At 41.3% G+C, this 14,984-nt stretch carries 9 protein-coding genes; 2 read left to right on the top strand and 7 right to left on the bottom strand.

The genetic code is table 11. The features are described 5' to 3' along the window. Nucleotides 1–27: 27 nt before the first annotated feature. The 6 genes from R9C00_15925 to R9C00_15900 form a co-directional block, all read right to left on the bottom strand. Nucleotides 28–1,005 carry an SPOR domain-containing protein gene (locus tag R9C00_15925; protein ID WPO33191.1) on the bottom strand — a complete coding sequence of 326 codons (978 nt, stop codon included), beginning with the start codon at nucleotides 1,003–1,005 and terminating at the stop codon, nucleotides 28–30. A gap of 108 nt (nucleotides 1,006–1,113) precedes the next feature. Further along, a complete protein-coding gene (locus R9C00_15920; protein WPO33190.1) occupies nucleotides 1,114–2,808 on the bottom strand; it encodes a hypothetical protein in 1,695 nt (564 codons plus the stop codon). Between the two features lie 81 nt (nucleotides 2,809–2,889). Continuing rightward, a complete protein-coding gene (locus R9C00_15915) occupies nucleotides 2,890–5,835 on the bottom strand; it encodes a tetratricopeptide repeat protein (protein WPO33189.1) in 2,946 nt (981 codons plus the stop codon). Between the two features lie 345 nt (nucleotides 5,836–6,180). Next, complete coding sequence (locus R9C00_15910; protein ID WPO33188.1) at nucleotides 6,181–7,116, bottom strand: hypothetical protein; 936 nt, start codon at nucleotides 7,114–7,116, stop codon at nucleotides 6,181–6,183. A gap of 244 nt (nucleotides 7,117–7,360) precedes the next feature. Continuing rightward, nucleotides 7,361–7,870, bottom strand: coding sequence for a hypothetical protein (locus R9C00_15905; GenBank protein ID WPO33187.1), 510 nt, complete (start codon nucleotides 7,868–7,870; stop codon nucleotides 7,361–7,363). 58 nt (nucleotides 7,871–7,928) lie between these two features. Continuing rightward, entirely contained in the window at nucleotides 7,929–8,513 is a 585-nt protein-coding gene (locus R9C00_15900) for a hypothetical protein (protein WPO33186.1), read from the bottom strand. A 157-nt stretch (nucleotides 8,514–8,670) separates the two neighbouring features. Between R9C00_15900 and R9C00_15895 the strand changes: the two genes are divergently transcribed. Further along, complete coding sequence (locus R9C00_15895) at nucleotides 8,671–9,090, top strand: caspase family protein (protein WPO33185.1); 420 nt, start codon at nucleotides 8,671–8,673, stop codon at nucleotides 9,088–9,090. 168 nt (nucleotides 9,091–9,258) lie between these two features. Continuing rightward, the gene (locus tag R9C00_15890; protein WPO33184.1) at nucleotides 9,259–12,774 is read left to right on the top strand and encodes a two-component regulator propeller domain-containing protein; all 3,516 of its coding nucleotides are present in this window, start codon (nucleotides 9,259–9,261) and stop codon (nucleotides 12,772–12,774) included. 28 nt (nucleotides 12,775–12,802) lie between these two features. Here R9C00_15890 and pulA read toward each other — a convergent pair whose 3' ends face one another. Beyond that, nucleotides 12,803–14,812: a type I pullulanase gene (gene pulA, locus R9C00_15885; protein WPO33183.1), complete on the bottom strand. Its 2,010-nt coding sequence runs from the start codon at nucleotides 14,810–14,812 to the stop codon at nucleotides 12,803–12,805. Nucleotides 14,813–14,984: the final 172 nt, after the last annotated feature.

The following is a 14,984-nucleotide window of genomic DNA, read 5'->3' as shown; positions in this document are numbered from 1 at the left end:
TGTTTTTAACTAAAAACGTAAAACAAATTAGTATTTGAAAATCCAAATACTTCTATAATATTTCCTGGCTTCATCTGCTTTTCTATCAGCTTCTGGCTTAGTAGGATAGTTGCCAATGGTCAACCTATAACGTTCACCACTTGCTTCTACAATTCGTGTGCCTATGTAGCCTTGCTCTATCGCTTTTCTTGCTGCTTTAAATGCATTTTCTTTGGAAGAATAACTAGCTACAACCAAGTAGTAATTCATTGTTCTTTCTTGAACAATCAATTCATCCCCTTCTTGTGGCTCTTCTTCTTTTACCACAGGTTTTTTTTCTACAGGTTTTATCACCGTATCAGGTTTGTTGTCAAGCGAGTCTTTAGGCAATGCCAATGGGTTCACCGCTTTTAGGGTGGTGTCCTTCGCTACGGAGTCGATTTTTTCGCCGTCAAAAGGATTGTATGCAAATAGGGCATCTTTAGCAGTAGGGCTAACAAAAATATAGATTACACCTACCGTAAGTACGATGATAGGAACAAGTACCCACCAAAGCATCTTTTCCTCATTTTTCTTCGTCTTGCCTTTTGCTGTATCAGCTGCCGGAACTATTGGGTTTACCTTCAACTTGGGAAGACCAAAGCTTTCGGGTAGTTCAGTAGATTCTTCAAAAGGATAGAAAGATACAACCTCAACAGGACCGTTTTTCTTGAAATAACCAAAGCCTTCTATTTCCGCATAGTTGCTGGTATCTATTTGGCTTTTGAGTTTTCTACTGAGCTCTAGGGCAGCTTCTTCTGCTTCTTCCCTCGTATAAGCACTGTTTTCTACAATGTAGTTCACCACTGAATACTCATCAGTGTAGGGCGTGTCTGCTACAAATTCTATTTTGCGATGAGGCGGTGTATAAATCCCCTCTTGCTCATCGAGCTGGGCATTTGACGCTACAGTTGAGAAGGTACCGAAATCTGGTAGGCTAACTTTTTCCCTGCTCGCAAGGGCTTCGTTCAGAAAACTTTCTATCATTTTGCTATGAATTTTGGGATATCAAGCAACAGGAGTTCAATAACGCTGCTGCAAAGCTTATTTTACTAAAATATTGATTGTTATGTATTGAGCTGTTTGCGTGATTTTTTAAAAGTCAAGGAAAGAAAAAGAGTAAGTCACACCTATTAATGCATTGATTCCTTTTGACTTATAATGCAAATATCTTTCATAATTTTTAGAAAGCACATTATTCACGGCTAAAAAACCAGAGAATTTATCATAGAATACATAATCGACCCGTAAGTTGAAGTCAAAAATATTATCTAAGTCAACTGTTGTATCGGTAGTAAAATCTTTGGCTTTGATGCCTCCCATATGAAAAAACTCTAAGTTGGCGTAGAGCTTATCGTCTAGTTGATAAGAGCCTGAAAGCCTGTTTACCACGTTTGGTCTGTGCCAAGCTTCTTCTAGATTTGGCGTGCCATAGTTATAAAAACCAGTACTAAACATACCCCTAAATTTTTGTATTTCTACCGAAACATCTGCATTGACAGAAAGGATGTTGATAGATTGTTCGTCATAGACTACATCAAACTGCTGTTGGTTGAATTGCTGGTTGAGGAAGAAGGGGAGGTTCTTCACATTTGCATACCCCACTTTTGCGCTAATACCCAAGTTGCCCGTAAGATGCGAGCTTATTCCGCCTTCAAAGGCTAGTTTGGTATCTTGGTTGGTCAGCGTTACATCCTGGCCAATGAAAATATTCTCATCAATTAAGCTTCTGAGTGTGATCTGCTCTAGGTCACCCGAAAGCTTGGCAAAAGCGGTAAGCTTCCTGTCAATAAGGTTGTAGGATGCATGTACATCGGGGTAAATTCTAAATTGGCTTCCATTCATCAGCATGGTATCGGCTGCATAGGCAACCTTTGCCCCGGCTTTTATCTGAAAGCCATTGGTGGTGAAATGATACCCGCCGCCAAACTTGTAAAGGTTTCGGTTGGTTTTTTCCGTATCCGTTCGGCTACCCAAAATAAGGTTGAGGTTAGCATATACTTCCGACTCGTCGCTTAGCTCGTAACTACCATTGGCGTGAAGGTCAAGGTTGTTTTCCGATGCATTGAAATTATCGGTTAGGCGGTAGAAGTTGAAGCCTGCGCCCCAGTCAAGGGTAGAAGTGACGCTCGTGCTTTCGTACCCAGCTCCTGCTTTTACTATACTATAGATTTGTTTGATATCATCGCTGTTGATTTCCTGCCCCGGAGTAGGGATGTAACCATAAAAATGCGCCATTCTTCTGTCTATTCCCAAGCTAGCATTGACTTGCCCATCGGTAAGAAAATACTTTCCATCGAGGTCAATATTATTAAGCGACATCGCAGAATTCTCTTTGTCAACAGGTCCTTGCATAGAAGAAAAATGCTTGATTCGGGCATTGTACTCGTATTGGTTATTTCTTTCCGAACCTATAAAGCCTTCAAAATAAGGAGAGACATAGTTGCCAAAACCAGCTTTGAGGTAATTTCCTTCAATATATTCGGGCGGTTCGGGAGCTACTTGCATAGCTTCTATTTTTGGTGTGATGCTACCCAAATACATATCCATCAATTGGAGGTTGTATTCTTGGGCTTGGTTACTTTGCTCACGCTCAATTTTATTCATTTTCCCATAAGACCTAGAGCGAGTGGGAAGCTCAAGCACAGTCTCTTTTTCTATAAGCAAGCGGGCATCTTCCAACGAACCGCTTGGCTCGCCCCAGTCTTTGTTGTCTTGTGCCAGGCCTGCTCCAATTGTGAGTAAACTTAGAGAGGAGAAGAGGGCTAATTTTTTAGTTATATTATTCATGTGATTAGTATCTTGTTTGGCTTAAGTTCCTTTATGTCAAATGGATAAAGAGATTTTGCGTAAAATAGATTATGCATTTGCTTAATCTATTTCCTCCAAGCGCTTCTTAGCCCGTTCTACCACGGCAGGATCTTGGGCATATTCTATAATCGAGTTGAGCGTAGCCTTAGCTTGGAATGCATTGTCAAGGCTTACGTAGTTGTCTGAAAGCAGCAAGAATGCTTCATAAATCCAATCGGTATAGGTCTCATGTTCCTTTTTCACCTTTATCAACTCATTGATACTCTCTTGGTATTTCTCTTGACCTCGCTTAGCTTTTCCTATCAGGTACTGAGCTTCGGCACTGTGCTTATCATCTTTCATCGCAATTGTTTTTTGGAACTGGGCGATGGCCATGCCGTATTGCTCTTGGTCCAAAAAGATCTTGCCTTTGTAAAGCTCAGCTACGTTGAGGTAGCGAGTCATATTTTGTTGCTGAATTTCATTGGCATAAATAGACACCGCTTCTAGGTCTTTCACTTCATAGTAAGCTTTCATTAAGCTCATGGTGGCTTGCTCTAGGTATTTTTTCTTGCGAGTAATTGCCTTTAGCTGCAAAAAGTGTTGAATTGATTCGGTGTAATTCTTTCTTTCCAGTTCCAAGTCAGCGGCAGTCCTGATCGAACGCTCTTTAAAGTCTCCATCAGCTAGCAAGTAATGTTTGATAGCATTTTCCACATCGCCAATCATTTCGTAGCTAAATCCAAGTTTGTAGTAGGCCTCATCGGTAAAAGTGGTTTGAGGATTACTGCTGATAAAACTGCTGAGCGAAAGAATGGCTGATTGGAAATTGTCTGAGTTGAAAGGAACGAGTGCTGCTTGGAAATTACTTTTTACCAAAGCTGGGCTTTGCGCATAAGTTGCTGCAAACTTCGCTATGTACGCATCCAGTTCCGATACGGGATGCCCCTTCGCATTTATCTCTTGTAAAGACTCAAGAGCCGTTTCCGCCAAAGATTGGATGGTGATATGTTCGTCAATGATTTTTTTATAATCGTTTACTGCTACGTCAAACTGTCCCGTCATGCTGCTGGCCAAGGCTCTTTTTGCCAAGGTATACGGAATGAGCGGGCTTTGAGGAAATTGCTCAATCAGCCTAGTCTGTATGGCAATGGCTTCGTCTCTTCTTCCATTTTGGAAATAGATTTCAGCTTTTTGGTAAAGCGATTGGTCAGCAAACCTTGAATCGTTGAACTGGGTTACCACCGCATCAAAGTTCCCTACCGACTTATTCAGTTGGTTGAGAGCTTTAAAAATCAAGCCTCTTTGGAAGTAGACATAATCAGGTTCATCGGGTTGGTTATTCAGCGCAAAGTCGTAGTTGCGAAGTGCATCGTTGTAGTTTTTAGCTACATAATAGCAATCCGCTAGCCTGATCACTGCATCGTTGAGCTTGTCGGGACTTGGGTTGGCTTTTAAGTATTGGTCGAAAAACTGAAGTGCAGATGCATAGTCTTTCTTATTGTAATATACATAAGCTTTTCCATAAAGCGATTCCCTGTACTCAGGAGCGCTCAACGAGATTTTCTCGTAAAATAGCAAAGCACTGTCGTACTTATTTCCTACAGAATAAATTTCACCAAGCCAAAAGTTAGCAGCTCCTGCCGTAGTAGGGTCAACTGGATAAGTCAACGATTTATTGAGCGATTCAACTGCATCTCTATAGTTCTCATCATTGTAATCTTGCACTGCCTTATTAAAAGCAATTTGCTGGTACGCTGACTGGACCCTATAATTCTTGTTGTTGATCCGCTCTATATTGGCTAGTGCTTTGGTATAGTTGCCTGTGTTGAGGTAAGCTTCGCTGGAGATTTGGTAAACCTCCTCCGCATTTCTTCCATTAGAAAACAAGCTGAAATAATAATCGGCACCGTTGATTGCTGCGGTAAAGTCTCCTACATCTGCACTTACTTTCACAAAGTAATACGCTCCCAACTCCCTAAGAATATTGTCATATTCCATTTTCCTACAAGCCTCAAAAGCCAATAGCGCATCCTGCTTTTTATCAATTTGTACTTGAGTAATTCCTACATGGTATGCAGCGGCTTGCGCCAATGAATCTTGTCCGTCAGCGGCTTTACTTAAGAAACTTTCAGCTTTTGCAGGTTGGCTGTTCTTGAGGTAAGCATAGCCTATTCGGTAGTTCACTATCCTATCTTCAGGGTTTTTACTGGTAGAAAGGTATTGTTCAAAATATTTTCCAGCCTTCGTATAATCGCCCTTTCGGAAATAACACTCACCTGCCAGTAAGTTTAGCGCAGGTGGGAGCGGCCTGCCTTCGTTTTCCACCTTTTGTACAAAAGCCAAAACTTCATCGTACTTGAAAAACTTGTATTGGATAGAAGGGATTAGCTCATAGGTTTGTTCTCTTAGCTTCACGTCTTTGCTGGCAAGCTCTAAGTCAGAAAGCGCTGCTTCGTAGTTGCCCGCCTCGTAGTTAAGATAGCCAGCATAGTAATTGGAAAGGAACAAGTATTTATGATCGCCAGCTTTTATTTGGTTGAAAAGCTGCTGTGCTCGCTGATTGTTTCCAGTGGTTAAGTAAGAATAGGCCAGATGAAAAGCGGCTTCTACATCCTTATCGTCTTCTATGGCTTCTATGTTGGCGCTTTCATAAAGCTCAATGGATTTTTTAAAGTCTGCTTCGTTGAAATAATAGCCGCCAAGCAAGAAGTAGGCACTTTTTCTTTTCGGGTGGGCAGGGTTCTTCTTAATAAAATCCATCAAGATTTCCTCGAAATTAGGGTTGCCGAGCTTCAGCGCGCAAAGACCGGTATAAAATTCGGAATGGATCTTTTTTTCTTGGTTGTCGCCCGCTTGTAGGTAATCTTCAAAGCGGTGCATCGCCGAGGCATATTTCTTTTTGTCAAGCAGCTCAAGGGCATCATAATAATGCTTGTCTGGTTCGGTATCCAATAAAGTGTTTTGCCCAATAGCTAAGTTGCTCATCAGCACGATGAGGAGGAATGATGTTGTTAGGTTACGCATATACTGTATATAAGGTATTTGGGTCTAAGTGTTCTAAACTCAAAATAATTGATGTAAAGTAAGCTTATGGATTTAGCTTTTCAAAACTAGGTACTTAAATCAAATGAAGTTTGAATGATAGGGAGTAATAATAGTTGACTCTCAATAACCTTGGCTTTGTCGTGCCAAGTGCTTGGTTTAAAAAATAAGGCTTTATGTAAGTCTTATGAAATTCAAAATAAATATACTATTTTTTGAGAAATAATGTAGCAATATTTTTGCCATTTCAGGTTTGAACGTGTTTTTGTTTTTTAGGTTACAAAAAAAATATATTTCCGTAAAGTCTATTTCTTGGATAAAACCAAGCTAATGATTTTCTAAGAAATAGGAAGTCTGGTCATCAAAAAAGTCTACTAATTTTTCAAATACTTCTTTAGAATAATTGGGCGAGTTGGCAATGAGTATTTTATGTAAGTCTTCATCAATTTCGCTATAAGCTATCTGAATTCCAATTGACTCGAGCAGTTTGTTTATTTCCATGGAGGCAGGCACTGTTGCGCCTATCACCATATCCGAACGATATTTCTTGTCTCCTACAAGAGGAGTAAACTCAGGCTTGCTGCTAAACAGTTGGTACATAAGCACAGATTTGTACTTAATATCCCCTTTCAGAGCTTTTGCTCCCCTCATTACGTAGTCCTCGCTGATTTTCCCAGTCAAAAAAATATCCTCTTCGCTGGCAAGGTCATCATCCATCGAACCCAAAAGCTTTGCTATTTCTTGGTTCATAATGCACAAAATAGCTTTTCCAGTCATTCCAAAACCTAGGTCAAGCCGAAAGAACAGAAGATCGGCATAATCAGCGCAAGGCTCGGCAAAGGGAAGGGAATGCGTGGCGTTTACCAAAAAGAGCGAATGGGGATGGTCGATCTTCATGGCTTCAAGCTCACTTACAGGCAAGTGAAAGCCGGTCTGCAAATTGGTTTGCTCTATGTAAATAGCTTTTGTTGTATTGGAAATGTATGGGGAGTTATTTCTCCAGTTGTGCCGAGGGTTTTCCAGTTTTACCAGTCCATTTTTAAATATTTCGTCTAACCTGCTCAGGAGGGCTTTTTCCGATGCCACTATTTTTACTTCAAATCCCTCGGATAGCTCAAGTAGCTCTCGGAGTTTGGGAGTAGCTTCGGCAAGGAGTTCTTGCTTGCTCTTTTCAAACTCTTCTGCTTTTTGGGCAGCACGAAGATGGAAATCTACGGCAAAGTTTTTTGAGGGTAGCTCTGGACTCAGGTTATAGATGATCATAAGAAACGTTTGTCTGGATTGAGGTCTATTTGTGTTACTTATTTTGATTCGTAATGATTTTACTTGCAACCTAAGCTTAAGAGAAATTAGAAGCTGGAAGCTAGAAAAAGACCTTTCGACGTATTGAGAAATAATGTTGGTGCAAGCATCAGTCCACAATAAAATTATTGTGTCTTAACATTGATTTCAAGCTTCCGTTTGAATTGTCCCCAAGTCAGCTGTCGGCTTAGACTCTTTTCCCGTGCTAATAAGCTAGTCGATAGAAAAAGCCGTTTGCTATTTTCAGCTGTTCTCCAGTTTGGTTACATACGTTTCCAGTAAACTCTCCTGTGATCACTTTGTTTTTTGAGTCGAACTCAGTAATGATGATGGTGCCATTTGTGCTGGTACAGTTGAAGGAATTATGGCTTTCCAGCCCAGGGGTAGAGCCAGGCTTGCTGTAAGCAATGAACGTACCGTTGGCTTGGCTGGTAACTTGGTGCGTGCCCGATACATCTTCTGGCCTTGAAGAAATAGCAAGGTAAATTCCTTCGTTGGAGCCATTCACACTTGAAATAAGAATATTTACAAACCCGTTATTTTCACTTACCACTGCCGAGGTGAAACTGCTGTCGCCCACCCAAGTAAGTTCGTTGATATCGGCTGTAAGGGTATTGGGAAAGATAGGTTCTTGGAATTTGTCGCCACAGGCTTGTAGCATCATTATTCCGGCTACTGAAATGATTACAAGTAAAAAAAATGAGTGTAGTTTCATAAAATCTAATTTTTCTATTTGCTGATTTAAAAGAGACGGGAGATTTAAATATTCTCTATTACCCAAAGTAAAATACCGTGAACAGGCAGGTAAAAAAACCAATGGAGAAGCCCACTACTGTTTCGTTGAGGGTTTGTTGGTTGAGATAGAGCCGGATCGAAATCAAACTTCCTGTCATTAAAATACCGACAGCAATTGGGAGCAAAAGGTTGTATTCTTCAAAGAGTAAGTTGACAGCGAACAAAGTACCCAAAACGGCACCGGCGCTTGTGCTGCTAGGGCATGCGCTGTAAAAAGGGGCAAGCATGGTAACGAACGCTGTTGCAAGTGCAAAGGCAATCACTATGGCGCTTATAAGCAACATGGCACCAATTTTATCTATCACCAAAAAAGTGAGAATGGCATAATAAACCGTGGTGATAAGCATAGCAATCATTCTGTCCGTGCCTATTTCTAACCGATAGTTTTTTATGATCCGGCTGGTGTAAAGGGTAAAGATACTGATGATGGGCAGCAGGGCACTGAAGGTGAAAATTACTCCTAGCATCATGAGTAGGTACGTTTCGCTAAAAGGGAAAATACTGGGGTAGCTAGTGAAAATCAGTAAAAGGCAGAGGCTGGGCAATACCCAGGGATTTAGCATGAGGTTGATACTTTGGGCAAGGTTTTTCAATGTTCGATCAGTTTATTCGCTACAAATGTAAAACCAATTGGCATAGTTTGGCAATTTCTATCAAAATTGACTCTTATATAGCTTTTGGTGATCGGTTTTTTCTGAAAGTAACTACATAATTAACTAAATGCCCACAGGGGTGAATATCCAGAATAAAAACGATGTAGATTTTGAATGTGTGAGCGTATCCAAAATTCAACGGATAATGGAAACAAGCAATGCCAAAAGGCTGAATATGATAGTGTTGGATGCTTGTAGGAACAATCCATTCCGCTCTTGGTCACGCAGTGGGGAAACTGGCTTGGCTGATGTGGCCCCGCCAAGCGGGACGCTCATCGCTTTTGCCACTTCCCCTGGCTCTACTGCCTCCAATGGTACTGGGCGAAATGGGCTTTATACAGGTGAGTTTATCAATCAGCTTAAAAAGCCGCAAAGGATAGTAGATGTGTTCATCAATACAAGGGTGGAAGTAGAAAGAAAATCGGGAGGAAGGCAAAGCCCTTGGGAATTCGCAAGGCTTAGGGGAATGTATTATCTTGTAAAGTAACAATGTAAAATTAGTCGGTCTGATTTGGAGCTATCCTGTAAAAGCATTTAAAATACAGCTTTTACAGGTAAAGAAGTTTACAAATGAAATGTACAAGAATTGATTTATTATTATCTTGCCTGTTACCAATCAGCATGGGTGACCTGCGTGATATAACAACAAATACGCATGTTTAAAAGAAATGAAAAACTATATTGGATAATTATCTGTTGCTGTCTATTTGCAGGAATAGAACAAGGTTTTTGTCAGTCGACCACACTTTTAAAAAATCCGAGGTTCAAGAAACTCGATGCTGATGCAGGGCTTAGCAGCATGAACATAACGTCTTTATATGAGGACAAAGAAGGGTACATATGGGTAGGTACAGAGTATGGGCTCAATAAATATGATGGATATACTGTCCAGTCGTATTTGCCAATAGAGAAGGACTCAACCTCCATTATGGGCAAAAAAATTAATGTTCTTCTTGAAGATGAAAATTCAAACTTGTGGATAGGCACAAACATTGGGCTTAGCCGTTTGGACAAAAAAACGGGCAAGTTTTCCAATTATGTTCATGATCCTCAGGATCCCAATAGCCTTTTGGGCTTTCGTATCAACTGCCTTTTGTTAGATCCGAATAATAGAGGTAGGCTTTGGATAGGAGGTGACAATGGGTTTTCTCTGTTCGATATCAGTTCGGAATACATCATCAAGCTTAATGAAATAAGCCATAAGTCATTTGTAGTATCGGAGATTAGTGAATTGCCAAATGGGCATCTTTTACTATGTACTAGCGATGGCGTGTATGAATATGATGTACAAGAAGATGTTCTCGTTCCTTTTGGACGTGGTAAAAAAAATAGTGACTTGGTTACTGGAATCATAATCCATGCTGGATTTGAAGATTCATTGGGAAATATGTGGTTCGTAAAAATGGATGATGGGATAATCTATTTTAATAAGGAGCAAGATGCATTTTTTAATGTCCCACTTCTTGATGAGCAAGGAGTAGGGCTAAACACTAGGAGTGTCCATCAAGTGAGGGAATATCAAGGGATGATAGTTGTTGGGACAGGAAATGGATTGAATATACTACCGCCTGAGCAGGCAAGCCAGAATGTGTTTAATTTCAAATATGTAAAAAGTAATGTGGACAATATTGAGGGGCTGTCAAGCCATACAGCTCTTCGCCTTTTGGTATCCTCGCAGGGTATACTTTGGGTAGGAACTTGGTATGGGGGGATTAATGTGCTTGTGAGTGATTACGATAAGTTTAAGCATTATAAACATGTTGGTTATGATAAGTATAGTTTGTCTCATAATATAGTACATTCGTTTATTGAAGACCAAAAGGGGAATTATTGGGTGGCAACTGATGGTGGTGGGCTGGGTTATTTAGACACTAAAACCCAAAAGTTTTATTTCAAAGAGGAAGATGGGGTTCCCTCTCTTAGCAGTAATAAAGTAGTTTCTTTATTTGAAGATCACAAAGGGGGGATATGGGCGGCAACTTGGAGGGGAGGGGCTAATTATATTCATCCGGATTTAAAAACAGTAGATGTCTATTACCCTAAACCTAACACTGTAGATGCAGATGCTAGTTATAACCTGATCCATGGTTTGGAAGACAGGTTCCATAAAATATGGTTTATCTCACATAAAAATGGACTCGAGTGTCTCGATCCCCAAACAAAAGAATTTAGCCGATTCTGTTCTGACCCATCCGATTCAGCTTCTTTAAGCTCGAATGTACTGGAAGCAATCTATGAAGATAAAAATGGGGAATTGTGGATTGGCTCTGATAGAGGGCTGAATAGGTTCAATAGGGGCGACCAGAGTTTTGAGCGCTTCGTAGCCGATTTGGATGATAGCCTCAGCTTGCAGAATGATTATATCAGCTATATGTATGAAGATAGTTTTAATCGTTTTTGGGTTTGTACAAAAGGTGGGCTTTATAAAATGGATAGGGAGAAAAAGATATTTGAAGAACTGACAAAATCGAACGGATTGGCAAGTGACTTGATCTTTGCCATGGTGGAAGACCATAACCATGATCTGTGGATCACCACTAATAATGGGATTTCAAAGCTGGTGTTACCTCCTGATGCTCCTTTGAGCGATGCAGTAATCCAGAACTACGATATTTCGGATGGTTTGCAGAGTAACCAGTTTGCCCAGTTTAGTATCCATTGTAGTTCTCAAACAGGGCATATTCTTGCGGGCGGAGTAAACGGGTTTAATATGTTTCACCCCGATAGTATTAGTGTAAATACAGTACCTCCTAAAGTGTACCTAACCAGTCTAAAGCTTTTCAACAAAGAGGTAGCTATTAATGAAGAAGGATCCCCATTAAATGTTGATATCTCTTATGCAGATAAGATAGAGCTCGATAGGCTGCAATCTGTCATTACATTTAGCTTTACCGCAATTAACTTTATCCGTCCCGAAAAAAATCAGTTTGCTTATAAACTTGAAAACTTTGATAAACAATGGAACTATGTAGGTCAGCGAAGGGATGCAACTTACACTAATCTTCCTCCAGGAGAGTATACGTTTAGGGTGAAAGCATCAAACAATGACGGGGTTTGGAACGAAGAAGGTGTGTCGATCCTAGTCATACGGAAGCCTACTTATTGGGAGACTTTTTGGTTTTGGATATTACTTTCCCTTGCTCTGTTGTTCATAACGTTTGCCATCATCCGCTATCGCTTTATTCAGATAAAAAGAGCCAAAAAAGCATTAGAGTATGAAGTGATGGTTAGGACAAAAGAGGTGGTGGCTCAAAACGAGGAACTACAAAGCCAGCAAGAGGAGCTTGAAAGTCAGCAAGAAGAACTTTCTACTCAATATGAGAACCTGGGAAAGACATTAGAAGAACTTAAAAAAACTCAAAGTACGTTGGTCCAATCTGAGAAAATGGCATCTTTAGGGTTGCTCACAGCGGGAATAGCTCATGAGATAAACAATCCAATTAACTTTATAAAATCGGGGATTACGGGGTTGCAAAGTGCTGTAGTAAAGATATTGGATATAATGGCCGATTATGATGCACTTAAAGAAGAGGGGTTTGCAGAAGAGATGGAAAAGTTGAAAAAGAAAAAGGAAGAGCTTAAGATTGACAAGATTGTTGAGATCACGAATAGGATATCGCACAATATTTCCATTGGGGCTGATAGAGCTGCTGAAATAGTGAAAGGTCTACGGTTGTTCTCAAGACTGGATGAAGGCGGTTACAAAGAAGTCGATCTCGCCGAAAATATTGATTCTGCACTTGCTCTCATTGCTCACCTAACCAAAGACAGGATAGGTTTGGTAAAAAACTATGGAAAAGTGCCTATGATAGAAAGTATGCCTGGAAAGCTGAACCAAGTTTTCATGAACATATTGGTAAATGCAGTGCAGTCTATTGAAGGAAAAGGGCAAATCAGCATTTCCATTTTGAAAGAAGAAGACAACCTAGTTGTTCGGATAAGAGATACCGGGTGTGGGATGCCTGAAGAGGTGATGAAAAAAATATTTGACCCATTTTTTACCACCAAAGACGTTGGCAGAGGGACAGGTTTAGGGTTGTCTATTGTGAAAGGGATTATTGATGAGCATGGGGGGAAAATAGTAGTGAAAAGTGAAGTTGAGAAAGGGACAGAGTTTATGATTAGCTTACCAATTTCTTCAAAGCATAAAAGTAAAAGCCCCACTCAGTGAAATAACTATTGAGTAGGGCTTTGCTTTATCAGTCTCGAGCCAATACCAAAACAGAGCGTTTCTTCATCCTGTTTTTTCCTCCATTTAGTTCACCAACTCCTTCAGAGCTTGCAGACTGACCGTTGATCAAGACCTTCCATTTCCCCTCAGGTATTTCAATTTGTTTGTCCTCTGCGCTGCCGTTGTAGAAAACTACAATTTTAGCTGCGCTGTCCCCATTTGCGTTGCCTTCTATTGCATAATTGACCAAAAGCTCATCGCCAGTTTCTATAAACCTCAGGTGTTGCTGGATCATTTCCGTGGTCGGCATCCTGAATGCCGGATGCGCTTTTCTTACCGCTATCAGCCCTTGGTAGTAGTCAAATACCTCTCGGTTTTCAGCTTTCCAGTTCCACAAAATCTGGTTGATAGAATCGGGGCTGTTGTACGAATTTTCCACCCCGCTTTTTGTACGAAGCATATCCACGCCAGCATGCAAAAAGGAAACGCCCTGCGTAGTGAGCACAATGGCATTTGACAATTTGTGCATGGCAATTAACTCCTCCATCGAAGCTTCTTCGTTAGCCTCTTTTAGCTTATCGAGCAGGGTATGGTTATCGTGGCAAGAAACGTAGTTGATCGTTTGGGAAGGTTCGTTTGCCCAAGGCACATCCGTATAGTTCACCTTCTGGTAGTCTATTTGGTCGTGCTTAGTTGCAGCTACTACCCCAAACTTGATGCTTTCCGCCAGGCCTTCTTTGCCCGAGGCAAAACCTTTTTCTTTGTGTCCAGACCATGAACCTTTTATCCCATCGCGAATCTCATCGGAAAATGCCGCTACGCCAACCAGTTTGGGTACATTTGCTTTAACTCCTCGCTGGTCTATAGGCAGAGGACTGTCCGAAGCCGTCCAGCCTTCCCCGTACACAAAAATGGTCGGGTCAACTTTTTTGACCGCTGCGGCGATCTGGTTCATGGTCTCCACATCGTGGATGCCCATTAGGTCAAACCGGAAACCGTCTACATGGTATTCGTTCACCCAGTGAAGCACTGATTCTATCATGTATTTCCGCATCATCGGCAGCTCCGAGGCAGTTTCATTGCCACATGCCGAAGCATCCGAATAACTTCCATCTTCTCGCAAGCGGTAGTAATACTTGGGGACTTCGTTGTTGAAGTTCGAGTTTTCGGTGTCGAAGGTATGGTTGTACACCACGTCCATAATCACCCTTATGCCATTGTCGTGGAGTGCTTTTACCATCTGCTTAAACTCCTTCACACGTGTAGTCCCGTCGTGCGGGTTGGTGGAATAGGAGCCTTCGGGCACATTGTAGTTTTGCGGATCGTAGCCCCAGTTAAATTGCGGCTCGTCCAAGCGGCTTTCATCTACCGAGCGGTAGTCGAAAGAAGGCAAAAGGTGAACGTGGGTAACGCCCAGCTCTTTCAAGTGATCGATTCCCGTTTTTTCCCCTTCGGGCGATCTTGTTCCCGTTTCTGCCAAGCCCAAGAATTTGCCCGGATAGCTGCTGCCCGACGAAGGGTGAATGGTCATATCCCGCACATGCAATTCGTAGATCACGATATCTTGCGAAGACTTCAACTCAGGTTTTTTGTCTGTTTCCCAGCCTTCAGGGTTCGTTTTTTCAAAATCGATAACTTGCCCTCTCATACCGTTGCAACCTACTGCTTTGGCATAAATACCGGGCGTTTCTTTTAACCACTCCCCATTTACTTTTAGCTGGAACGTATAATATTTTCCCTCAAGGTCACCTTCTTCTACCAATACCCAAACCCCATTTTCTCCATGCTTCATCTTAGATTCGCTGACGGCGGTGCTTTTCAAATCTTTGTCATAGAAAATGACCCGAGCTGCTTCAGCTACTGGCGACCAAACCTTGAAAGTTGTAGCTTTTGGGGTATAATGGACCCCCAGATCTTTTCCATTGTACGTAGGCATTTCCATAGGCGAGGAATATTCGGTTGGTTTTTCTTGAGCTACATCGCAAGCCATGGCCGCTAGGGCGAGCGTTGCAAAGCTGATGAGTTTTTTGAAATTCATTTTATGTATTAGATTTTTGGTTGCGGGCTTAAGATATGCCCAAAAAGCCAAGCTTTGCAAATTTTTGGGAGTGAAAAGTAATTTATTTTGTTGGAAGGGAACATCGATGAATTGAATAACCTCCCGATTTGCAAAACCCTGGGGGAAGGAGTGTGAACTTGCTGCTCTTCAA

It is taken from the genome of Flammeovirgaceae bacterium SG7u.111 (genome assembly GCA_034044135.1).
Lineage (GTDB): Bacteria > Bacteroidota > Bacteroidia > Cytophagales > Flammeovirgaceae.
This window is presented reverse-complemented; position numbering and strand designations above follow the sequence as displayed.